Here is a 21,545-nt window from a genome sequence, read left to right on the forward strand (position 1 = left end):
CCCGCCCCTAAGCCCAGCGCCAAAAGCAGCCCCAACACAGGCACGCGTCGAGAGCGAGGGGTAGCAGGCTGCAAAGCACTGCCTAGTCGTTCCCACAATTGCTCTGCCGCCCGCGCCGCCCGTTGATGTTCAGGCGATGTATCACACCAGCACAGGTACCCCTCCCAGTCGGCTTTTTGCTCGTCACCGGAATGCAGGTCCACCAGCCATTGCAAGGCCTGTTCGCGTAAAGCGCTTTGGCTTGATTGGGAAGAGCCAGGTTTCATTCAGTCTTCCATCATCCCCAAGCGGCTGGCGATGTGGCTCAGAGCACGCATGATGTACTTGCTCACCATGCTTGGCGACACACCGAGGCGTTCGGCGATTGCTGCATGCCCCAAGCCCTCAAGCCGGTTCAGCAACAGCGCGTGCCGGCAGTTTTCAGGGAGTTGGCCAAGCGCCTGATGCAGCAAACGCAATTGCTCGCGCAGCAGCAAAAGTTCTGCCGGCCCCGGGGCTGGATCGAGCAGTTCGTCCTGCAGGTCTTCCAGCGCTGCCTGGCTGCCACGGCGGGCGCGGCCGCGGCAGAAGTCGATGATCAGGTTGCGCATTACCCGGATCAGAAAGAACTGTGGATTACAGATGGTATCGGTCCGGGCCTGACGGTCCAGGCTTACATACCGCAGGAACGTGTCCTGCGTAAGGTCGGCGGCCAGCTCACGATCACCCAGGCGACGGTATGCGATTTGCTGGAGTTCGCGGTGGTAAAGGCGAAATAAACGCTCCATGTTGTCAGCCACTGCGCACTCCGAATGTGTGAAAGACACCTGAACGCGGGGCAGGATACTGGCTGTGAGAATCATTCGCAATGTGAGCGAGTTCAAGCCGATCGCGCCCCGGCCCTCAGAACCGCGTCACTACCCCCACCCGCAACGTCCGCCCCGGCGCCGGCATAAAGCTTTGCGCCAGCGGGTCCAGGTAGTAGCGGTCGGTCAGGTTCTGCAGCGAGGCATTCACCTCGGTGTTCTCCAGCAACTTGTACTTGAGGAACAGATCGAACAGCGCCACCGAGCGGTATTCAACTTGCGGCGTGGTGGCGCCGGACTGCCAGGGCTTGTCGAGGGTGTTGGTGGGCCCGGAGGTGTAGGTTACCCGTCCACCCACAGTCAGTGCCTCGTCGAAGAAGCGTACGCCGCTGGTCAGGTTGGCGGAAAACCGTGGCGGGTTCTGGGTGTTGGTGTAAGAGCCCATGAAACTGCCCGGCGTACAGTTGGGCGTGTTCTCGGTCTTCTGGTACGGGTTGGCCGTGGCGCGCAGTTTGCCGGCGAATTCCGCGTCGCAAGTCTCGGTCTTCAGGTAGTAGGTGGCCGAGAGATCGGCGAACACACGGCCGGCGTCGTAGTGCGATTGCAGCTCAAGGCCGCGGGTGCTGAAGCTGTCGGTGTTGCTGAAGGTCATCAGGCCCCAAAGCCCTGGGCTTGGGTCGTAGTAGCGGGTGATGTAGTTCTTGATCACGTTGTCAAAGTAGGCAAGCTTGATCGCGGCCGAATCGTGTTCGGTAAACAGGTTGTCGCGCAGCGCACTGACGCCGATCTCCCAGCTTTGCGAGCGTTCGGGCTTCAGGCTTTTGCCGGGGGCGACTTGCTGGGTGCCTTGGCTGGTTTCGAACAGGGATGGCAGGCGCAGGCCTTGGGTGTAGGTGACGTAGAAGAACGTGTCGGGCATCAGCTCGACGTTGATGCCGAATGCCGGCGAGAAGCCGCCGCCACTGCTGCTGCCCTGCGGGCTGTGGTCGTAGCCGGTGACCACGCTGCTGATGCCTTCGGGGTTGACGTCCACGCTGGTGGCGCCGAAGTCGTTGAAGCGCACGCCATTGAACGGCTCGTTGCTGTTGCCGAAGACGATGCCGTTGTTCAGCCTGGGGTCGGTGGCATCGGTGTACTGGCCGTTCTGGTCGGGGAACCAGGTCATGCTGCCCCAGCCTTTCGGGCCACTTGCCGAAATGTATCGTACCTCGCGGTCCTCACGCCGGGCGGTGGACAGCACGGTGTTGTCCTTGGTGTGGAAATGGCTGTAACGGCCACCACCCCACAAGGTCAGTTGCTCGATCGGCTGGTACTCGAGCTTGCCGTTGAAGCTGAACTCCTGCCGGGAGGCATCGCGCAGGGTGCGGTTGGCGTCAATGTCATGCTGGGTGATGAGCACACTTTTCTGCGGTTGCAGGTCTTCGAGCTGGAAGGCACCACCCAGGTCGAGCTTGAAGTCACCATGGGCCGTCTCGAACCGGGAGACGTTGTTCAGGTCGCCACCAATACGGCGGTTGTCCTGGCGGGTCCAGCTGCGGTCAGTACGAAACAACTGCGAAACAGGCGCCGTCCAGGCCGAACTCAACAAGCTCGTCGTGGCATCGGTCATCCACAGGTTGCTGGTCAGGTCGACCCACGGATTGCCGGCAGGCAGGTAGTGATAGCGCGCCGTGTAGGTATCGATCTTCACCTCGCCCAAGGGGTACTGGTAGATACCCGCAGTGCCGAAGCGGTAGATGTCGGAAGGCATGATCTCGGCAGTGCGGCCGTCGTAACGGCGATAGCCCAGGTCCAGCGTATGGTCGTCGGCTATCCGCCAGGTCGCCTTCAACAGGTACGAGTCGGTTTTCGATGAAGAGTTGAGCACTTCCTCGCCGGCGTTGTAGGTCATCGCCACGCTCGGCTGCTCCCGGCCGTCTTCATCATGGATGCGGTAGCGGTCCTGGCCCTTCTTGCCGGAAAAGTAGTTGCCCTGGTTGCGGTGTGCATACGCCGCCACCACGTCCAGCCGCTCGGTGGTGAAGGCAAAAGCCGCGCTGCCAGATTCGGCTTCGGAGCCAAACAGGCTGCCGCGGCTGTCGCGTGGGGGCGCCGACAGGCTTTCATCTTTGGAACTGGAGCTGCGGTGAACGGGGGCTACGCCGTTGTCCCAGAAATCGCCCTTGAGGCGTACGCCGACCTGGTTACCGTCCACCAGAATGTCCTGCACACCGATCGTCTGCATCTCCACCGTGCCGCCAATCGCCCCGGACCTGGTTGACGGCCCTTTGTTCACAGTCAGGCTGCTGATCAGGTCGGGGTCGATATAGCTGCGCTGCTGGGTACCGCCATAGCCTCGGTAGACATCCAGGGCCTGCTCGGAACCATCGACCTTGACGGCCACCCGGCTCTGGCCCTGGATGCCGCGGATGTTGACGTCCAGGGCGCCACCATTGCGGGTGTCACCCACCTGCACGCCGGGGACGCCGTTAAGCAGGTCGCCCGCCGAGACCCGGCCGAAGCGGTCGATCTGCTCGCTGGTCAGGTGCACTGACGAACGCGGCGCCCTGTAGGTATCCGCCTGCGGGCCCTGGGCGGCGGCCTCGACCATTGTCGGCGACAACTCTGCCGCAGCACGGGCAGCCGTACCCTGCTCCATCAACACGTAGCTCCCGGTAGCACTTGGCACCAGCTGCAACCCGGTGTTGGCGAGCAACCGCTGCATGCCCTCGCTGACCGTGTACCGCCCTTTCAGGGCGGGCGCGGTTCGCCCGCGGGTGAGCTCAGGCTCGTACGACACCAGCAGCCCGGACTGGCTGCTGAAGCTGCCCAGCGCAGCGCCCAAAGGGCCTTGGGCAATGTTGTAGTCACGCAGCGTGGCGTCGTCCAGGCGGGTAGCCGTGAGCGCAGCCTTGTCGGCACCCTGGGCCAGAACCACGCTGGTGTTCAACAGGCCTGCGCCGCAGCAACTGATCATCGTGCAACGCAGGGCAAAGGTGATGGGCGACAGGCAAGGCCGAGGGCGCGGAGCAGGTGAAGGACAACGTACTGGGAGCATGCTTTTCTCGCTCGTAGGGATTGCGCCTGCCACTGGCGGCGGGCTGTTACCTCCTCTGTCGCACGAGATCGAAAAAAGGATATGAATGAACGGGCAAGGGCCGAATTTACCGAACTGGCCTTGTGACTTGAGCAATTCTAGTGATAATGGTTTGCATTTGCGACAGCCTCTGAATCAATTCAATCGACGATGAATGCTCCCTTCTCCCCGCCGAACAGTACCGAGCCGTGCAGCATCGAAACGCTGTACATCGAGAATCACGCCTGGCTGCGTAACTGGCTTGCCTACCGCCTGAGGTCGTGGGGGCGCGGGGTGGCCGACGATCTGGCCCAGGATACGTTCCTGCGTGTGCTGGCCAGCCGCGAGGGCGCGCGGGCTGAACCCATCCGTCAACCCCGCGCCTACCTGACACGCATCGCGAACTGCGTGCTGGTCAGCTGGCGACGGCGGCAGTCGCTGGAGCAGGCATGGCTCGAAGCGCTGCTGTTGCTGCCTGAGCCCGAGCACCCTTCGCCTGAGCTGCAATGTGTGATCCTCGAAACCCTGCACGAGATCGACGCAATACTGGACAAGCTGCGACCGCGCGCAAGGCAGGCATTCCTGATGGCGACACTGGACGGCATGAAGCACAAAGACATTGCCGTGGCCTTGAACATAGCCCTGCCGACGGTGAAGAAGTACATCCACGAGGCCTACCTGGCCTGCCTGACGCAGATGCCCGATGAATAACGGCAGTGCAACGCCCGACGATGCCATCGCGCAGCCTGTGCTTGCCCAGGCAGCCTCGTGGCTGATGCTGATGCAGGAAGGGCCGCTGCTACCTGCCCAACAGCTCGAACTGGAACGCTGGCGGCTTGCCAGTGAGGAGCACGAGCGTGCATGGAAAAGGGCGCAGCGCCTGCTTTCACGCCTGGGCAGCCTGCCGCCAACGCTGGCCAGGCCCACCCTGCAACGCCCGTCAGGCAGGCGCGCGGTACTGCGCGGCCTGGTGCTGCTGATGGGTGCCGTCCCACTTGGGTGGTGGGGCTGGCGCTCCCAGGCCGGGCGTTTTGCCAGTGATTACCAGACGGCTGTGGGTGAGCGCAAACACGCACGGCTCGCCGACGGCACGCAGATCATCCTCAATACCGACAGCGCCCTGGCGCTGCTTTTCGACAGCGCGCAACGGCTGCTGCACCTGCGCCGTGGCGAGGTGTACATCGTCACCGCTGCCGACCCACGGCCGCTGAAGGTGCAGACTCTGCAGGGTCAATTGCTCGCGCTGGGCACACGGTTCAGCGTGCGCCAACTGGCCGATGAAACCTTGCTTGAGGTGTATGAAGGCGCCGTGCAGGTACGCCCCGAAGGCGCCAGCCCGGCGGCAGGCGAGAACATCATCCGCGCCGGGCAGCAGGTTCGGTTCAACCGAGAGCGTCTGGGACTTATCGAGGGGGTCCGCGACACCAGCCTGGCTTGGCAACGCGGCTTGCTGGTGGCCGATGACATGCCATTGCAACAGTGGGCGCAAGCCTTGATGCGCTACGCCGACCGGCGCCTTGAGTGCGACCCTGCGCTGGGCGAGCTGCGGGTGTCTGGCACCTTCCCGGTCGATGACCTGCCGCTGGCGTTGGCCATGCTGGCGCAGACCTACGGACTGCAGGTTCGACAGAGTGGTGGGCAGGTGATAATCGGTCGGTGATCGGGCGGCCCGCCGTCAGTCATGTTCGGCGCGTGGGTTGGCAGAGGGCGTCAAGCTGCTCTTCAGGAACTCCTCGCGCACCTGATGCATCTGCAAGTGTGTTTTCCCGGTCGCATAATCCAGCCCCGCTAGCCCCATTTCCAACGCCAGCCCGGGATGCCGTGCAGCATGGCGAATGCGCTCTGCCAGGCTGGACGGGTTCCCGGTTTCAAACGTCAGGGCGTTGCGCTTGCTGGTAATGTCCAGCACCCCGGAGGTGTCGGACCCAATGACCGGAACGCCTTGGCTGAACGCGTCAAAAATGATGCGGGGCTGTTCCTGCTTCAATGTCGGCACCAACAGCCAGTCATGCTGGGCAATGATGCTGAAAAAGTCTTTGCCATAATCAACCGCGTTCAGAAAGCTCACCTGGACGCCACTGCGCCTTTCAGCTGCAAAGCGCAGGCAGTGCGCTTTCAAATCACCCTCTCCCATAAGGGTGACGCTGATATCAACCCCTTCGACCTCCAGTTGCTCAATGGCTTCGAGCACGACCAGCACACCTTTATCCAGAACAAGGCGTGATGGGTAAAGCAAGTGAAGTGCACGGCTGCGCCTGCCTTCGAATCGTTTCCTGACGGTTTCAGGGGCCGCCATGAACTTTTTATCGAGCCAGCTGGCAGGGTTGATTAACGTGCGGCTGTTGTTGCGCCCCAGAAAATAGTCCTTGTAGAAGGACTGGGTAAATATTCTGGCATTCGCCAGCTTCACGCAGCGCTTCAACAAAACGGTGTGTACATGGTGTTCGATGAGTGCCCGGAGGGTTCGCGCCTGCCCCTGAGCCAACATCCAGAATGAAGACTCTATGACAATCACCCATTGAAAGCGCAAGAACGGCTTGAGCGGCAACACATAGAAAGACAAGGGGAATGCCCAGCCGGCCCCGTCCGAATGAACGATTCTGGCACGCTTGCAGGCATTGAAAACGGTGATGAAATTCGGAATGAAATTCTTTAATACTGACGCAAGCCCATAGTCCTTGCGCAACCCATAAAGCCGTTTTATATCCAGATGACTGATGCTTTGCAGCCCATCAAGGTTGCCGCTTCTCTCTACAGGGCAACACATGCTGAAGTGTTCTATGTAGCTTAAATGAAGCTCAATGTCTTTGACCCAAAGGGGGTCTGTGAACAAATTACCTTGTTCGTCTACGACAACAGGAATTCGGGTGAACAGGATGTATGGGTCTTCAATCATATTCCCCTCGCAGGGATGCCAGGACGCTCACAATTTCATTGTCTACATGGGGCTTACTCCTCAATACCAGCCGTCCATCTCAACAACGTTCCAGCGTCCTTGCAGACCTCCTGCCTACACAGCAAGCGCTCCGTTGGGCATTAACTCTAGTGCGCGTTTGCCGATCACACACGCCAAGCGGCAAAAATTTGTCATGACTCCAAACGGTTTAGGCAAGCCTCTGTTTTCATTGTTCTATTTCCTGAAAACGCCCAACCGCCTGGAGCCAGGTCTGCTCAGAGGCAGCTATCAGAAGTCATACCGCGCCCCAACCGTCATGCTGCGCGACGGCCCATAGAAGTTGAATGTCGAAGTCGACCCCACCCGCGACAGGTAGTCCCGGTCGAACAGGTTGTTGACGTTGAAGGTGGCCGTCAGCTTTGGGGTAACCGGGTACGACAGCATCGCGTCCACCGTGGCATAGCCGGGTGCATCGATACGCACGCCACCGTTCTCGGCGTAGAAGTTGCTCATCGCCGATACACCGCCGCCAATGGCCAAGCCGGTCAGCGGGCCTTGGTTGATGGTGTACTTGCTCCACAGCGAAGCCTGGTTGCGCGGCATGATGAAGAACGTGGTTTCGGCGTCGCCCTTGAGGGTTTCGGTTTCCATCCAGGTGTAGCCCGCCAGCAGCTCCCAGTTCGGCGTCAGCTTGCCGCTCACTTCCACTTCGGCACCTTTGACGCGGGTCTTGCCGGAGGCAACCGAGAAGTTGGTGTCTACACCCTCCTCGTCGTATTCGGTGGTGGCGCGGTTCTTGTCGGTCAGGCGGAATACCGAGAAGCGGGTATTCAGGTCGCCGCCGAAGTAGCTGCTTTTGAGGCCGAATTCATACTGCTCGCCTTCACGCGGTTTCAACACCCGGCCGTTGCTGTCGGTGTCGGACTGTGGCTTGAACACCTGCGAGTAGCTGGCGTACAGCGCATGGTTCTCGGTCAGGTCGTAGACCAGGCCGCCATACGGTGTGAAGTGGCCATCTACGCGTTTGCTGTCGTTGGTAGTGGCACCGCTGCTCAGGGTAGTGGTGTAGAAATCACCGCGGTACCAGCTGAAGCGGCCGCCGGCGATCAGTGCCAGGCGCTCGATCGGGCGGAAGGTGACCTTGGAATACAGGCCGTATTCCTCTTCCTGCATGCCGGTCTCGGTGCTGTAGTTGGGCGACGGTTTGGCGAACTGCTTCGGCGAGTAGGTGTTGACGTTGATGGCGCCCAGGTTGGTGGTGCCGTTGAGGTATTCGGTGTCGTAGTTCTTGTAGTCGGTGCCCACCACAAATTCGCTGACCTGGCCGAGGGTTTCGAACGGCTGGCTGTAGCTGGCGTCCAGCGAGTAGGTGTCCTGGGTGAAGTCGCGGGCGCTGGCGCGCTCGGAGTTGGCACCGGTGGTGGCATTGGTCGCGGTGAAGGCGTACAGGTAATTGGTGTCGCGGTGCGAGCCACGCGCTGCGATACGGCCATAGCCGCCGTTGTCGAAGCGGTGGGTCAGCTCGGCGACCAGGTCGGTGGTCTTGCCATCGAAGTAGTTCCAGTCAGCCCCCAGGAAACGGGAATGGCTGAAGTCGGGCACGTCACCGGACAACGTTGCCGGGTAGCCATTGTGCGGTGTGATGTTCTTCACTTCGTGCATCAGCCCGAACGACAGCGTGGTGGCGTCGTCCAGGTCGACATCCAGCACACCGTAGTAGCTGTTGCTGGTGTTGGCGTTGTAATCGACTTCGCCATTGGTGTCGTCACGGGAGGCGATGAAACGCCCGCGTACGCGGCCGGCGTCATCCAGCGGCCCGCTCAGGTCGATTTCTTCGTGGTTGGTGTCCCAGGTGCCATAGCTGCCTTCGACGTGGCCCTGAAACTCGGCGGTCGGGCGCTTGCGTACCATGTTGACGATACCACCCAGTTCACTGGTGCTGCTGAACAGCCCGGCCGGGCCACGCATGATTTCGACACGGTCGAACGCCGCCAGCGACGGCACGGTACCAAAGATGCTGGCCATCGGTGCCGGCAGGCCATCGATGTTGAACTCGCTGTACTCGTAGCCACGGGCGTAGATCGACGAACGGCCGCTGTCGTTGGTCAGAGTGCGCAGGCCGGCGGTGTACTTGGCCAGGTCGTCCAGGTGCACGAACTGGCGGTCTTTGACGTAATCCTGGGTGTACACGGTGATCGACTGCGGGATGTCCTTCAGCGCTGCTGGCGTCTTGGTGCCGACGGTGGCTGCATCGACGCTGTAGCCACCCGTGGTTTCCGAGGGCAGCATGTCGTAAAGGCGATTGCCTTCGATGGTCAGTGCCGGCAGATCCAGCGAGCCGTCCTCGGCTGCCGCCTGAGTCGCTAGCGTTTCAGCCAGTGCCGACAACGAAAACGGCGCCAGCAACCCCAGCACCAGCCAGCCCCGAGCCCGTCGCGAGCTCCCCACACGTTTGAAACCGTTCATGACACACCCTTCGCCCAAATGATAATAATTCGCAAACGAAACAAGTTGCTTTTTGCGAACGATACCGGAGGGAAAAGGGGGGCGCAGCAGGATTAACCTTCTTAACACACCCAGGCGTTGCCCTCCCCTGCTGGCAATGGGATGATCCGTAACTGATACAGGTTCTCATTCAAGGCTCGCCGTGCCCATCTCACTTCTCCTCGCCGAAGACGACGCAAGCCTGCGTCAGGACCTGGAACGCCATTTCCTCAAACGCGGTTTCCGGGTGCATGCCTGTGCCACTGGCACCCAGGCGCTGGACGCGATTCGGCAATCAGCGTTCGAACTGGTGTTGCTGGACATCATGCTGCCGGGTATCGACGGCCTCAGCCTGCTTGATGAGCTGCGCCGCCAGCAGGCGGTCCCGGTCATGCTGATGTCGGCGCTGGGGGCCGAGCAGGACCGCATCAGTGGCTTCACTCGTGGTGCCGACGACTACCTGCCAAAACCCTTCAGCCTGGCGGAGCTGGACGCACGGGCCGATGCCTTGCTGCGGCGCGTGGCATTTGATCGCGGCACGGCGCTGCGTGCCGACGTCGGCGAGGTGATGCTGGACCACGACCGCCAGGACGTTATCCACCATGGCAACGCCGCTGGCCTCACCGCGTCCGAGTTCCGCTTGCTGGTCACGCTGCGGGCGCACCCCGGCGAAGCCTTGAGCAAACCCTTCCTGTACCAGACCGTGCTGCACCGGGCCTATACCCGCCTGGACCGGGGCCTGGATGTGCATGTGTGCAACCTGCGCCGCAAACTGGCCGACATCAGTGCCCAGCACCTGCAAATCCAGGCCGTGCGCGGGCAGGGGTACATCCTGGTCGACACGGAACAGCCCTGATGCGTCGCCACCCGTTGCTGTGGAAACTGGCTGTATTGCAGGTCAGCTTCTGCCTGTTGCTGGTCTGGCTGATCTGGACCTGGGGCTTGTCAGTGGAACGCAGCACCTACTTTCTGTCCCAGGCCGACCAGGAGTACCTGGCGCGCTATGCGCAACAGGCCGAAGACGCCTGGAACCAAGGCGGCGCGAGCGGTGCCGAGGCGTGGCGCAGGCAACTGGAACAGGCCGAGGACACCTGGGTGGCGGTGATCGGGCCGCACCTGCAAAGCCTCGGCACCACGGCGCTGAGTGCCGAGGAGGCCAGCCACCTGACCTTCATGCGCAAACTGGATTGGCCGATGAGCCGGCGCCTGCAGGATGAGTTGCCCTACGTCAGCATCGACTTCCCGCAACACCCTGAGCACGGCCGCCTGGTGCTGCAACTGCCGGAACGCCTGCTGCCCACCGGCCTGACGCCGTGGACGCACGTCATCACCCACGGCGTTGCCCCAGCACTGCTCGCCCTGCTGCTGGGCCTGGCGTTGTATCGGCATTTGGTCGTACCGCTGAACCGCCTGCGCGACCGCGCCGACGCTCTGCGTGCCGATGACCTGGACAGCCCCGCCCTGCCCCTGCTGGAACGCCGTGACGAGCTGGGTGAACTGGCACAGGCCTTCGAACACATGGCCGGGCGCCTGCGTCAGAGCCTGGAGCAACAGCGCCTGCTGTTGCGCACGCTGTCTCACGAGTTGCGCACACCCCTGGCGCGACTGCGCATCGCCCACGACAGCGACTTGCCGCCGCCGCAGTTACGCGAGCGCCTGGACCGCGAAGTCGCCGACATGCAGAAGCTGCTGGAAGACACGCTGGACCTGGCCTGGCTGGACACCGAACAACCCAGCTTGCCGACCGAGCCGGTATTGATGGTTTCCGTATGGGAGGCACTGTGCCAGGACGTTTGCTTCGAGAGCGGCTGGGACCGTGCACGCCTGCCGTGTTCGCTCGGTACCGAATGCCTGGTACAGGCTCATCTGGACAGCCTGGCACAGGCCCTGGAAAACCTGCTGCGCAATGCCATCCGCCACTCGCCGGCCGAGGGCCGGGTCAGCCTGGATGGCTGGCGTGAGGGCGACTGCTGGCACCTGCGCCTGAGCGACCAGGGCCTTGGCGTACCGGACGCCGACCTTGACCGCATCTTCAAGCCTTACCAGCGCCTGGCCGACAGCGGCGCGGGCTTCGGCCTGGGCCTGGCCATCGCCCGCCGCGCCATCGAGCTGCAAGGCGGCCGCTTGTGGGCCAGCAATGGCCACCCAGGCCTGTGCCTGCACATGACCTTGCCGGCTGCCCGGGACGGTTTAGAAAGTTAATGCGCTTTACGCTCAATCAGGACTGATTATCATCTGGGCACTACAGCCTTGCGTTCCTCGCAAAGCCCTGACGAGACGCCTGATGAGCAAGATGACCCTGACGCTGGCTTTGGCACTGGCCCTTGCAGCCCCCGTTGCCTTGGCGCAGCCCGAGCGCAACCAGAAGATGGACACTTCGCTGCTGCAGCGTCAGGACCTGGCCTACCGCTTCAGCCAGCTCGACCTGGACTCGGCCGATGGCCAGCGGCATTACCGTTTGTGGGTCGGCACACCGAACCGCCCGGCACCAGCATCGGGGTACCCGGTGCTGTGGATGCTCGACGGCAATGCCGCGCTTGGCGCGCTGGACAGCCGGCAACTGGGCACACTTGCCGACGGCCAGGCGCCCGTGCTGGTGGCCGTGGGGTACCAGACCGATCAGCGTATCGAGCGCGCAGGGCGGACTTATGACTACACCCCGGCGTTGCCCGGGCAGGCTGAGCAACGTGACCCGCTGACTGGCCAACCCAGTGGCGGCGTGGATGCTTTTCTTGACCTGCTGACCGAGCGCATGCGGCCGATGGTGGCCGGGCTGGCCCCCATCGACCCGCAGCGACAGACGCTGTGGGGCCATTCCTACGGTGGGCTGGCCGTGCTGCATGCACTGTTCACCCGGCCCGGAGCATTCAGTGACTACGCAGCAGCGAGCCCGTCATTGTGGTGGCATGACGGGGCTATCGTGCGTGAGGCACAGGGGCTTGAGCAACGCTTGGGCGACCACCCGGCACGGCTGCTGCTGATGCGAGGCAGCGAGGAACCTGCCAACCCCAGGGCGCAGGTAAAGGGCGATGTCGAGGGGCCTGCGCGGGAACTGGCAGCGGACCTGGCCAGGGTGCCAGGGTTGCAGGTGCGGTTCGAGCGGTTTTCCGGGTTAGGGCATGGGCCGATGTTGCCGGCTTCGTTAAAGCGGGTGATTGAAGAGATGTCGCGGTAAGCCTGTGCGGGCAGCGCACTTGTTAGCCCATGACACAGCACGATTGCGCCAAAGGTCGTAGGGCCACGGGTTGCCAGTGGGGTGGCAGTGTGCGGTATGCTTGGCCGGTCTTCAGGGCGGGGTGCAAGTCCCCACCGGCGGTAAATCGAAAGATGAGCCCGCGAGCGCCCCGGCCATGCCGGGGGTCAGCAGATCTGGTGCAACTCCAGAGCCGACGGTCATAGTCCGGATGAAAGAAGGCGTCAGGCAGGGGCCATCAGGGCGCCCCTGCGCGCGCATTTTGTTCGCCCCGAGACGTTCATCGATCATTCACGAGGAGCGTTTCATGTCCACCCGTAACCACCTGCAATTCCCCACTGTTTCCGCCGCCATCGCCGCCTTCCAGGCCGGGCGCCCTGTACTGTTGCTTGACGATGACGACCGCGAGGACGAAGCGGACATCATTGCCGCCGCCGAGAACATCACGCTGCAGACCATGGCCATGATGATTCGCGACTGCAGCGGCATCGTCTGCCTGTGCCTGGACGAAGCCACCGTCGACGAACTGCAGCTGGCGCCCATGGTGCAGAACAACCAGGCCCGCCACGGTACCGGCTTTACCGTCACCATCGAGGCGGCCGAGGGCATCACCACCGGGGTTTCTGCCCAGGACCGTATTACCACCATCGCTGCAGCACTGCGCTCCAGCGCCGAACAGCGCCATATCGTCAGCCCGGGGCATGTGTTCCCGCTGCGTGCGCGCAATGGCGGGGTTCTGACCCGCCGTGGCCACACCGAAGGTTCGGTGGACCTGGCGCGCCTGGCCGGCCTGCGCCCCGCTGCGGTGCTGTGCGAACTGATGAACCCCGATGGCAGCATGGCGCGTGGCGAGCAGGTGGCGGTGTACGCGCGCCAGTACAATCTGCCGGTGCTGACCATCGAAGAGCTGGCGCGGTACCGTGAGGCCATGGTTGCACGGGAAGCTGAGCCAGCCTGATAGACCGCACGGGGCCGCTTTGCGGCCCATTCGCGGGGCAAGCCCGCTCCCACAGGTTCTTCACAGGCTCGAAGCTTGCGCGGTACCTGTGGGAGCGGGCTTGTCCCGCGAAGAGGCCGGCAAATCCAGCCGAAGTTTGCTCCCCTAGCGCAGCTCTGCTAACGTCGCGCGGTTCTGACCCGCCACCGAGACAGTCGCCATGGCCCGCAAAAAAGCCTCCCTCGATTTCGAGCAATCCCTCGCAGACCTGCAAACTCTGGTCGAGCGCCTGGAGAACGGCGAGTTGTCGCTGGAAGAGTCGCTGGCCGCCTTCGAGCAAGGCATCGCCCTGACCCGTGATTGCCAAGGTGCTTTGGCACAAGCCGAACAGAAGGTACAGATCCTGCTGGAACGCGACGGCGAACTGGCTGCACAGCCTTTCGACGCGGAGCCAGAGGCATGATCGGCACCTACCAGGCCAGTTGCCAGGCTCGGGTCGACGCTGCCCTTGAACCGCTGTTCGTTGCCCCGTCCAAAGAGCTGGAGCGCCTTTACGCCGCCATGCGCTACAGCGTGATGAACGGCGGCAAGCGCGTACGCCCGTTACTGGCCTATGCGGCCTGCGAAGCCTTGGGCGCCCCGGCCGCACAGGCCAACGGCGCAGCCTGCGCGGTAGAACTGATCCACGCTTACTCGCTGGTGCACGACGACCTGCCCGCCATGGACGACGACGACCTGCGTCGCGGCCAACCCACGACCCACAAAGCGTTCGACGAAGCCTGCGCCATCCTCGCGGGTGACGGCTTGCAGAGCCTGGCGTTCAGTGCCCTGCTCGACCCGGGCTTGAGCCCGCAGGCCGACAGCATCCGCCTGAGCATGGTTCAGGCCCTGGCCAAGGCTGCCGGCCCGGCAGGCATGGTCGGCGGCCAGGCCATCGATCTCGGTTCGGTGGGGCTGAAGCTGGACCAACAGGCACTGGAGTTCATGCACCGGCACAAGACCGGCGCGCTGATCGAAGCCAGCGTTCGCCTCGGCGCCCTGGCCAGCGCCCGCGCCGAGCAGGCGCAGCTGGATGCCTTGCAGGTGTATGCCCAGGCCATTGGCCTGGCATTCCAGGTGCAGGACGACATCCTCGACGTGGAAAGCGACACTGCCACGCTTGGCAAACGCCAGGGTGCTGACATCGCGCGTGACAAACCGACCTACCCGGCCCTGCTGGGCCTGGAAGCGGCCAAGGCCTATGCCATCGAACTGCGCGACCAGGCGCTGATCGCACTGCAAGGATTCGGTGAAACAGCCGAGCCGCTGCGGGCATTGGCACGCTACATCGTCGAACGCCGTCACTGATTGATTGGGGCCGCTGTGCGCCCCGTGCGACACCCGTCTGAATGGGCAGTATTTCCTACAATGGGGTAAACTGCCGCGTCTTCACACACCTATAACGACTCGCCTGATGCCCACGACGTTTCAAGAGATTCCCCGCGAACGCCCGGTCACGCCGTTGCTCGACCGCGCTGACACGCCTGCCGGCCTGCGCCGGCTGGCCGAAGCCGACCTGGAGACCCTGGCCGACGAACTGCGCCAGGAACTGCTCTACACCGTGGGTCAGACCGGTGGGCATTTTGGTGCCGGTCTGGGCGTGATCGAGCTGACCATCGCCCTGCACTACGTGTTCGACACTCCGGACGACCGGCTGGTGTGGGATGTGGGCCACCAGGCCTACCCGCACAAGATCCTCACCGGGCGCCGTAACCGCATGCTCAGCCTGCGCCAGAAGGACGGCATCGCCGCCTTCCCGCGCCGCAGCGAGAGCGAGTACGACACCTTTGGCGTCGGCCACTCCAGCACCTCGATCAGCGCCGCGCTGGGCATGGCCATTGCTGCCCGCCTGCAAAACAGCGCACGCAAGTCGATCGCGGTGATCGGGGACGGCGCACTGACTGCCGGCATGGCCTTCGAGGCGTTGAACCACGCCCAGGAAGTCAACGCCGACATGCTGGTGATCCTCAACGACAACGACATGTCGATTTCGCGCAATGTCGGCGGCCTGTCCAACTACCTGGCCAAGATCCTCTCCAGCCGCACCTACGCGAGCATGCGCGAAGGCAGCAAGAAGGTACTGTCGCGCCTGCCCGGCGCCTGGGAAATTGCCCGCCGCACCGAAGAGTACGCCAAGGGCATGCTGGTGCCAGGCACGCTGTTCGAAGAGCTGGGCTGGAACTACATCGGCCCGATCGACGGCCATGACCTGCCGACCATGATCGCCACCCTGCGCAACATGCGTGACCTGAAAGGCCCGCAGTTCCTGCATGTGGTGACCAAGAAGGGCAAAGGCTTCGCCCCGGCCGAGGTCGACCCGATCGGCTACCACGCCATCACCAAGCTGGAGCCGGCCGACAAGCCAGCCGCACCGAAGAAAGTCAGCGGCCCGAAATACTCCGCCGTGTTCGGCCAGTGGCTGTGCGACATGGCCGCCGCCGACAACCGCCTGGTGGGCATTACCCCGGCGATGAAGGAAGGCTCCGACCTGGTCGACTTCAGCGAGCGCTACCCGGAGCGCTACTTCGACGTAGCGATCGCCGAGCAGCACGCTGTAACCCTGGCGGCCGGTATGGCCTGCGAGGGTAGCAAGCCGGTGGTGGCGATCTACTCGACGTTCCTGCAGCGTGCCTACGACCAGCTGATCCACGACGTGGCCGTGCAGAACCTCGACGTGCTGTTCGCCATCGACCGTGCCGGCCTGGTCGGCGAAGACGGCCCGACCCATGCGGGCAGCTACGACCTGTCGTACCTGCGCTGCATCCCGGGCATGCTGGTGATGACGCCAAGCGACGAGAACGAGCTGCGCAAGATGCTCAGCACCGGTCACCTGTACAACGGCCCGGCTGCCGTGCGCTATCCGCGCGGCACCGGCCCGAATGCACCGATCAGCGGCGATCTGGAGCCACTGGAAATCGGCAAGGGCGTGGTTCGCCGTCACGGTGAGAAAGTCGCCCTGCTGGTGTTCGGCGTGCAGCTGGCCGAGGCCATGCAGGTGGCCGAGCAGATCAACGCCACGGTAGTCGACATGCGTTTCGTCAAGCCGCTGGACGAGGCCCTGGTGCTGGAGCTGGCTGGCAGCCATGAGCTGCTGGTGACCATCGAAGAAAACGCCATCATGGGCGGCGCCGGTGCTGCGGTGGGTGAGTTCCTTGCCGGCCAGGCAGTGCTAAAGCCGCTGCTGCACCTGGGCTTGCCCGACATCTATGTCGAGCATGCCAAGCCGGCGCAGATGCTGGCCGAGTGTGGGCTGGATGCGGCCGGGATCGAAGCTTCGGTGAAAGCCCGCATGGCCAGGCTCGGCTTGTAATTCCCGGGGCCGCTTTGCGGCCCTTTCGCGACACAAGGCCGCTCCCACAGAGACCGCGCCGCTCTCCCGGCCTGTGCAATAGCTGTGGGAGCGGCCTTGTGTCGCGATCGAGGGCGCAGCCCTCGCAAAATGGTACTACTGATGAAATCCCCAGCCCTTGCCACCCTGCTCTGCCTCCCCCTGCCACTGTTGGCTACTGAGCGCGACGACGCCCTCAAGCTCCCTGACGTACTGATCAGCGCCAGCCGCCAGGTCGAGTCGCGCACCGACACCAGCGCTGCCAATACCGTGTTCACCCGCACCGACATCGACCGCCTGCAACCCACCAGCGTCACCGACCTGCTCAGCCGTGTACCCGGCGTGCAAGTAGCACCCACCGGTGGCCGTGGCAGCCTGCCCGGCATCTTCATCCGTGGCACCAAGGCAGCGCAAAGCCTGGTGCTGGTCGATGGCGTTCGCATTGCCAACGCCACCTCCGGCGACAGCGGTTTGCAGTTTCTGAACGTTGACCAGATCGAACGGGTTGAAGTACTGCGCGGCTCGCGCTCGGCGGTGTACGGCAGCGATGCGATTGGCGGCGTGATCCAGATATTCACCCGCCGCAGCAATGGCCCCGGCCTGCAACCACGCCTGCGCCTGGCGGCGGGCAGCAACCAGACGTTTCAACGCAGCCTGGGGCTCTCAGGGGGTAATGGCGCGACGCGTTTCAACCTCGGTGCCAGCCTGGATGAAACGGCCGGCATCGACTCGACCGGGCCGTCGTTCGCCAGCGACGGCGACCACGATGCTTACCGCAACAAGGCCTTCAACCTGAGCCTGAGCCACACCTTCGGTGAACGCTTCGAGGCCGGCCTGAACCTGCTCGACAGCCGTGGCCGCAGCGAGTACGACAACCCGTTCGGCGGTTTCGACCCGGTCACCTTCGAAAGCTTCGGCCAAAAGCCCTACACCGATTTCAGCGTCAGCAGCCTGGGCAGCTACTTCGATGCCCAGCTCACCGATACCTGGCATTCGCGGCTGGAACTGGCCCACAGCGAGAACCGCGACGACAAACGCGACAAGCTCAGTGCCGAACGCTTTGTGTTCAATACCTACCGTGATCAGGTCACCTGGCAGAACGACCTGTCCTTGGGCGAGCAACACAGCCTGCTGCTCGGTGGTGACTGGTACGAAGACCGCGTTCACGCCAGCACCGACTTCACCGAGGACAGCCGCTGGAACCGCGCCGTCTTCGTCCAGCACCGCTACAAGGGTGAGCAGTTTTCCACCGAAGTGGGCGTTCGCCAAGACCGTAACCAGCAATTCGGCAGCCAGACCACCTGGAGCGGCAGCCTGACCGTACCGTTGAATGCGCAGAATGATGTGCTGCTGTCCTACAGCGAAGGCTTTCGGGCGCCGACCTTCAATGACCTGTATTACCCCCAGTTCAGCAACCCGGACCTGGCCCCCGAGCACTCCCGAAGCTACGAGCTGCAATGGCGCAGCCAGCTGACGTCGGACAGCCGCCTGGAGGCCTCGCTGTACCGCACCGACCTGCGCGACGCGATCGTGTTCGGCCAGGACTCGATACCCCGCAACGTCGCCTCGGCACGTATCAACGGTTTTGAAATGGCCCTGACGCAACAATGGGGCGCCTGGCACAGCCAGCTGGGCCTGGCGCTGATCGACCCGCGTGACCGGGACAGCGGCCACACCCTCGCCCGCCGTGCACGCCGCACGTTGAGCGTGGACCTGGACCGTGAGCTCGGGCGTTTCACCGTGGGCGCAGGCTGGCAAGCGGTCAGCGGTAGCTATGACGACGAGGCCAACCGCAACCGCATCGGCGGCTATGGCCTGCTCGGTTTGCGCGGTAGCTGGGCAGCCACTGATGAAGTGAAACTGGAAGCGAAGCTGGATAACCTGCTGGACCACACTCAGAGCCGCGCCCTTTACAGCTACGAGGGAGACTACCACCCTTACCGCGAGGAAGGCCGCACGCTGTTGTTCAGCGTTACCTGGACCCCGGCGCTTTAGCCGCGAGCAACGCGCACAAGCGGGCAGTCGCTTCGACCATTTGCCCGCTGGGCCGCTCAAGCCCTTTGTCCGGCACCACCAGCAAACGGCCATCAGCAACGGCTCGCAGTTGCGGCCAGGCCTTCCAGCTCGCCAGTTGCGCTTGTTCGCCAGCCAGAATGACCTGTGGATTGCGCAGCAGCACAGACTCCACATTCACCTGCGGCGCCGGCTGGCTGAGGTCGGCAAACACGTTGCGTGCCCCGCACACGGCCAGGGCATCGCTCACCACCTGCCGGCCACCCAGCGTGTACAACGGCTGGTCCCACACCTGATAGAACACCTGCAATGGCTTGTCACGCTGATACTGCTGGCGTAGTTGGCGCAGCCGCTCCCGCAGGGCCTCGGCGTACTGATGGCCTTGGCCGGCACGGCCGATACGCACAGCAATGGCTTCGATCTGCGCGATCAACTGGTCGATGTCATGGGGTTCTGCACTGAAGGTGTCGATGCCCAGGCGCTTGAGCTGGTCGCGCTGGGCAGGTGATACGCTGCCCGGCCAGAGCAACAGCAAGTCGGGGCGCAGGCTGAGCAGGCGTTCCATGTTCAGTTGCCCTTGGCGCCCGACCGAGGGCAGGTCGCGCAACGCTGCCGGCCGATCACCACCGTCGAGCACACCCACCAGCAGGTCGTCGGCCTGCAGCTCAAGCATGATTTCAGTCATCGAGGGCGCCAGGCTGACCACCCGCAAGGGGTCAGCGGCCAGTGCGGTGCAGGCGAGCAGCGCCAGCAGGCCTGGCAGCAGGCGCATCAGCCGAGCTGGCGCGGAATGCGATAGAGGTACAGCACCACCACGGTAGACACCGCCAGCAGGATCTGCGGTACCGCTTCAAGGCCGACCAGCACCGACAGCGCGGCAATCCAGGCCGGGATGCAGGCATACAGCATCGCCATGCGCCGGACCCGCGCCAGTTCGATCCAGGCCGCGGGCTCTTCGCCGCTGCCCAGCACCTTGGAGGTGGCAATCAGTGCGCGCTTGTAGGCGCCGAAACGCGGCAGGCTGAGGAACATGCTCGCCGCGCCGGCGATGAACAGTGGCATGGCCAGCACCGGAATCAGCGCGTCGCCACCACCAAAGGCCCAGGCCATTACCGGCAGCGGCACCAGGCCCACCGCCAGGTACTGCCACCAGGCCAGTGCCAAGCGCCGCTTGACCTCGGCGCGGGTCACGCCTGGGGCGCCTCGCCCTGGTGCTCATTGCCCAGCATGTGGCCGAGTTTGCCAGCCTTGGTCGCCAGGTAGTAGCGGTTGTGCGGGTTGTGACCGGTGTGCAGCGGCACACGCTCGGCAACCACGATGTTCATGTCGGTCAGGGCTTTGACCTTGCGCGGGTTATTGGTCATCAGGCGCAGGGCCTTCACGCCCAGGTGCTCCAGCATCGGCAAGCACATGGCGTAGTCGCGCTGGTCGGCGGCAAAGCCCAGGCGTTCATTGGCTTCGACAGTATCGGCACCGCCATCCTGCAGCTCATAGGCGCGAATCTTGTTCAAAAGGCCGATACCACGGCCTTCCTGACGCAGGTACAGCAGCACCCCACGGCCTTCACGGGCGATGGCCTGCAGCGCGGCCTCCAGCTGCGAACCGCAGTCACAGCGCTGGCTGAACAGGGCATCGCCGGTCAGGCACTCGGAATGCAGGCGCCCCAGCACCGGCTGGCCGTCCGCGATGTCACCCAGGCTGAGCACTACGTGCTCGCGGCCAGTGGCTTCGTCGAGGAAGCCGTGCATGGTGAAGGTGGCGAATGGCGTCGGGAGTTTAGAGGCGGCAACAAAGACGACGGGCACGTTGTGCTCCTGGAATAAGTTGAAAATTTCTCGTAGCCGATTGTATCAGCCGGTTGCAGGCTGTGGGCGGGCTGAATACCGTGGGTTAAGATCGAAAAGTTCGATGCTTAGCAGAGACCGTCGCTCGATCTTTAGCCTTGCTCGGATACTTGTGGGAGCGGGCGAGCCCGCGAACACCGGCGTAGCCGGTGCCATGCACCGCGATGAATTCTTCGCGGGCACGCCCGCTCCCACAGGGTCCGCGCCAAGCCATGAAGCGGGTAGCCTCAATGCGGTTTGCTATCTGCAGTGAACGGATACGGCTGCTTCCAGCGCTCGAAAATCGGCTTCAGTTCGCCACTGCGCACCAGTTCGTCCATGCGCTTGTCGAACAGGTCACACAGTGCCTTGGCCTGGCCGTTGCGGGCGAAGGCCAAGTACAGCGGTAGTTCGGCCACATGGGTACGGCGGAAGCGCTCGGGCCGGGGCGCCTGGCTCAGCACATAATTGACTTCGGTCTGGGCATCGATGTAAAAGTCGACCCGGTCATGCTCAAGCATCGGCAAAATGCCTTCGCGGCGCTGAATTTCACGGAATTCATGCACATCAGGCAAGTAGCTGCCGTAATCGTAGCCACGCACCCAGGCCAACCGATACTTGCCCACATTCTGCGGAGTTGGCGCAGGTTTGCTGGCCAGGCCCAAGGCGTAGATGTGGTCCATATCGAAGTGCCAGCGCGGGTACAGGTTGTCGTCGTTCTCTTCCTTGTACGAACCCACCCAGGCATCGGCCTCGCCACGTTTCACCAGCCCGACCGCACGGCTGTAGGGCGCGCTCTGGGTCACTACCTTGACCCCTGCCGGCTCGAACACCTTGCGCAGCACATCCCAGGCTACCCCGGTACCGTCAGCGTTGGTGTAATCGAGCCACTCCTCACTGACCAGGTGGATCTGCTTCGGCACACCTTCAGCCGCCGCCACCCATGGCGCAACGCTTAGCAGCATTGCCAGCAGCACAGTCCTTATGGCCAT

General features: G+C 63.3%; 18 protein-coding genes, 1 pseudogene and 1 riboswitch. Of the genes and pseudogenes, 10 read left to right on the forward strand and 9 right to left on the reverse strand.

The annotated features are described in order from the left end of the window. Nucleotides 1-107 precede the first annotated feature (107 nt). The 3 genes and pseudogenes from P0Y58_27140 to P0Y58_27150 all read right to left on the reverse strand — a co-directional run bounded on the left by P0Y58_27140 (nucleotide 108) and on the right by P0Y58_27150 (nucleotide 3,822). Nucleotides 108-266, reverse strand: a pseudogene (locus tag P0Y58_27140) (DUF4880 domain-containing protein). Beyond that, a complete protein-coding gene (locus P0Y58_27145) occupies nucleotides 267-767 on the reverse strand; it encodes an RNA polymerase sigma factor (protein ID WEK30513.1) in 501 nt (166 codons plus the stop codon). 115 nt (nucleotides 768-882) lie between these two features. Continuing rightward, nucleotides 883-3,822 (reverse strand): TonB-dependent receptor, encoded by a 2,940-nt coding sequence (locus tag P0Y58_27150; protein ID WEK30514.1) that lies wholly within the window; start codon nucleotides 3,820-3,822, stop codon nucleotides 883-885. Nucleotides 3,823-4,011: 189 nt separating this feature from the next. Here P0Y58_27150 and P0Y58_27155 point away from each other — a divergent pair, with 189 nt between their 5' ends. Then, complete coding sequence (locus P0Y58_27155) at nucleotides 4,012-4,551, forward strand: sigma-70 family RNA polymerase sigma factor (protein ID WEK30515.1); 540 nt, start codon at nucleotides 4,012-4,014, stop codon at nucleotides 4,549-4,551. Then, a complete protein-coding gene (locus tag P0Y58_27160; GenBank protein ID WEK30516.1) occupies nucleotides 4,544-5,500 on the forward strand; it encodes a FecR family protein in 957 nt (318 codons plus the stop codon). Before P0Y58_27155 ends, P0Y58_27160 begins: the two co-directional genes overlap by 8 nt. Nucleotides 5,501-5,515: 15 nt before the next feature. Here P0Y58_27160 and P0Y58_27165 read toward each other — a convergent pair whose 3' ends face one another. Further along, on the reverse strand, nucleotides 5,516-6,736 hold the full coding sequence (locus P0Y58_27165; protein WEK30517.1) for a glycosyltransferase family 4 protein: 1,221 nt from the start codon (nucleotides 6,734-6,736) through the stop codon (nucleotides 5,516-5,518). 288 nt (nucleotides 6,737-7,024) lie between these two features. Further along, entirely contained in the window at nucleotides 7,025-9,202 is a 2,178-nt protein-coding gene (locus tag P0Y58_27170) for a TonB-dependent siderophore receptor (protein ID WEK30518.1), read from the reverse strand. Between the two features lie 181 nt (nucleotides 9,203-9,383). Between P0Y58_27170 and P0Y58_27175 the strand changes: the two genes are divergently transcribed. The 8 genes from P0Y58_27175 to P0Y58_27210 all read left to right on the forward strand — a co-directional run bounded on the left by P0Y58_27175 (nucleotide 9,384) and on the right by P0Y58_27210 (nucleotide 18,712). Next, the gene (locus P0Y58_27175; GenBank protein WEK30519.1) at nucleotides 9,384-10,076 is read left to right on the forward strand and encodes a response regulator transcription factor; all 693 of its coding nucleotides are present in this window, start codon (nucleotides 9,384-9,386) and stop codon (nucleotides 10,074-10,076) included. Continuing rightward, nucleotides 10,076-11,422, forward strand: coding sequence for a sensor histidine kinase (locus P0Y58_27180; protein WEK30520.1), 1,347 nt, complete (start codon nucleotides 10,076-10,078; stop codon nucleotides 11,420-11,422). The genes P0Y58_27175 and P0Y58_27180 overlap by 1 nt, the downstream gene beginning before the upstream one ends. A gap of 82 nt (nucleotides 11,423-11,504) precedes the next feature. Continuing rightward, nucleotides 11,505-12,395 carry an alpha/beta hydrolase gene (locus tag P0Y58_27185; GenBank protein ID WEK30521.1) on the forward strand — a complete coding sequence of 297 codons (891 nt, stop codon included), beginning with the start codon at nucleotides 11,505-11,507 and terminating at the stop codon, nucleotides 12,393-12,395. Between the two features lie 103 nt (nucleotides 12,396-12,498). Beyond that, nucleotides 12,499-12,640, forward strand: a riboswitch (FMN riboswitch). A gap of 80 nt (nucleotides 12,641-12,720) precedes the next feature. Beyond that, nucleotides 12,721-13,371 carry a 3,4-dihydroxy-2-butanone-4-phosphate synthase gene (ribB, locus tag P0Y58_27190; GenBank protein ID WEK30522.1) on the forward strand — a complete coding sequence of 217 codons (651 nt, stop codon included), beginning with the start codon at nucleotides 12,721-12,723 and terminating at the stop codon, nucleotides 13,369-13,371. A gap of 199 nt (nucleotides 13,372-13,570) precedes the next feature. Continuing rightward, complete coding sequence (locus P0Y58_27195) at nucleotides 13,571-13,813, forward strand: exodeoxyribonuclease VII small subunit (GenBank protein WEK30523.1); 243 nt, start codon at nucleotides 13,571-13,573, stop codon at nucleotides 13,811-13,813. Beyond that, the gene (gene ispA, locus P0Y58_27200) at nucleotides 13,810-14,697 is read left to right on the forward strand and encodes a (2E,6E)-farnesyl diphosphate synthase (GenBank protein ID WEK30524.1); all 888 of its coding nucleotides are present in this window, start codon (nucleotides 13,810-13,812) and stop codon (nucleotides 14,695-14,697) included. Before P0Y58_27195 ends, ispA begins: the two co-directional genes overlap by 4 nt. A gap of 106 nt (nucleotides 14,698-14,803) precedes the next feature. After that, nucleotides 14,804-16,699, forward strand: a complete 1,896-nt coding sequence (gene dxs / locus P0Y58_27205; GenBank protein WEK30525.1) for a 1-deoxy-D-xylulose-5-phosphate synthase — start codon at nucleotides 14,804-14,806, stop codon at nucleotides 16,697-16,699. Between the two features lie 141 nt (nucleotides 16,700-16,840). Further along, complete coding sequence (locus P0Y58_27210; GenBank protein ID WEK30526.1) at nucleotides 16,841-18,712, forward strand: TonB-dependent receptor; 1,872 nt, start codon at nucleotides 16,841-16,843, stop codon at nucleotides 18,710-18,712. Here the strand turns inward: P0Y58_27210 and P0Y58_27215 are convergent. The 4 genes from P0Y58_27215 to P0Y58_27230 all read right to left on the reverse strand — a co-directional run bounded on the left by P0Y58_27215 (nucleotide 18,690) and on the right by P0Y58_27230 (nucleotide 21,545). Further along, nucleotides 18,690-19,502 (reverse strand): cobalamin-binding protein, encoded by an 813-nt coding sequence (locus P0Y58_27215; protein WEK30527.1) that lies wholly within the window; start codon nucleotides 19,500-19,502, stop codon nucleotides 18,690-18,692. The two genes, P0Y58_27210 and P0Y58_27215, sit on opposite strands and share 23 nt — an antisense overlap. Further along, a complete protein-coding gene (locus P0Y58_27220) occupies nucleotides 19,502-19,921 on the reverse strand; it encodes an MFS transporter (protein ID WEK30528.1) in 420 nt (139 codons plus the stop codon). The genes P0Y58_27215 and P0Y58_27220 overlap by 1 nt, the downstream gene beginning before the upstream one ends. Next, nucleotides 19,918-20,535: a GTP cyclohydrolase II gene (ribA, locus tag P0Y58_27225; protein WEK30529.1), complete on the reverse strand. Its 618-nt coding sequence runs from the start codon at nucleotides 20,533-20,535 to the stop codon at nucleotides 19,918-19,920. The genes P0Y58_27220 and ribA overlap by 4 nt, the downstream gene beginning before the upstream one ends. A gap of 266 nt (nucleotides 20,536-20,801) precedes the next feature. After that, nucleotides 20,802-21,545, reverse strand: coding sequence for a transporter substrate-binding domain-containing protein (locus tag P0Y58_27230; protein ID WEK30530.1), 744 nt, complete (start codon nucleotides 21,543-21,545; stop codon nucleotides 20,802-20,804).

The organism is Candidatus Pseudomonas phytovorans (assembly GCA_029202525.1).
Classification (GTDB): domain Bacteria; phylum Pseudomonadota; class Gammaproteobacteria; order Pseudomonadales; family Pseudomonadaceae; genus Aquipseudomonas; species Aquipseudomonas phytovorans.

Bases quoted from the DNA above. Each gene is read 5' to 3' on its own strand.
- P0Y58_27145 (WEK30513.1), bottom strand. From the start codon at position 767: ATGGAGCGTTTATTTCGCCTTTACCACCGCGAACTCCAGCAAATCGCA.
- P0Y58_27150 (WEK30514.1), bottom strand. From the start codon at position 3,822: ATGCTCCCAGTACGTTGTCCTTCACCTGCTCCGCGCCCTCGGCCTTGC.
- P0Y58_27155 (WEK30515.1), top strand. From the start codon at position 4,012: ATGAATGCTCCCTTCTCCCCGCCGAACAGTACCGAGCCGTGCAGCATC.
- P0Y58_27160 (WEK30516.1), top strand. From the start codon at position 4,544: ATGAATAACGGCAGTGCAACGCCCGACGATGCCATCGCGCAGCCTGTG.
- P0Y58_27165 (WEK30517.1), bottom strand. From the start codon at position 6,736: ATGATTGAAGACCCATACATCCTGTTCACCCGAATTCCTGTTGTCGTA.
- P0Y58_27170 (WEK30518.1), bottom strand. From the start codon at position 9,202: ATGAACGGTTTCAAACGTGTGGGGAGCTCGCGACGGGCTCGGGGCTGG.
- P0Y58_27180 (WEK30520.1), top strand. From the start codon at position 10,076: ATGCGTCGCCACCCGTTGCTGTGGAAACTGGCTGTATTGCAGGTCAGC.
- P0Y58_27185 (WEK30521.1), top strand. From the start codon at position 11,505: ATGAGCAAGATGACCCTGACGCTGGCTTTGGCACTGGCCCTTGCAGCC.
- ribB (WEK30522.1), top strand. From the start codon at position 12,721: ATGTCCACCCGTAACCACCTGCAATTCCCCACTGTTTCCGCCGCCATC.
- P0Y58_27195 (WEK30523.1), top strand. From the start codon at position 13,571: ATGGCCCGCAAAAAAGCCTCCCTCGATTTCGAGCAATCCCTCGCAGAC.
- ispA (WEK30524.1), top strand. From the start codon at position 13,810: ATGATCGGCACCTACCAGGCCAGTTGCCAGGCTCGGGTCGACGCTGCC.
- dxs (WEK30525.1), top strand. From the start codon at position 14,804: ATGCCCACGACGTTTCAAGAGATTCCCCGCGAACGCCCGGTCACGCCG.
- P0Y58_27210 (WEK30526.1), top strand. From the start codon at position 16,841: ATGAAATCCCCAGCCCTTGCCACCCTGCTCTGCCTCCCCCTGCCACTG.
- P0Y58_27215 (WEK30527.1), bottom strand. From the start codon at position 19,502: ATGCGCCTGCTGCCAGGCCTGCTGGCGCTGCTCGCCTGCACCGCACTG.
- P0Y58_27230 (WEK30530.1), bottom strand. From the start codon at position 21,545: ATGGCCATAAGGACTGTGCTGCTGGCAATGCTGCTAAGCGTTGCGCCA.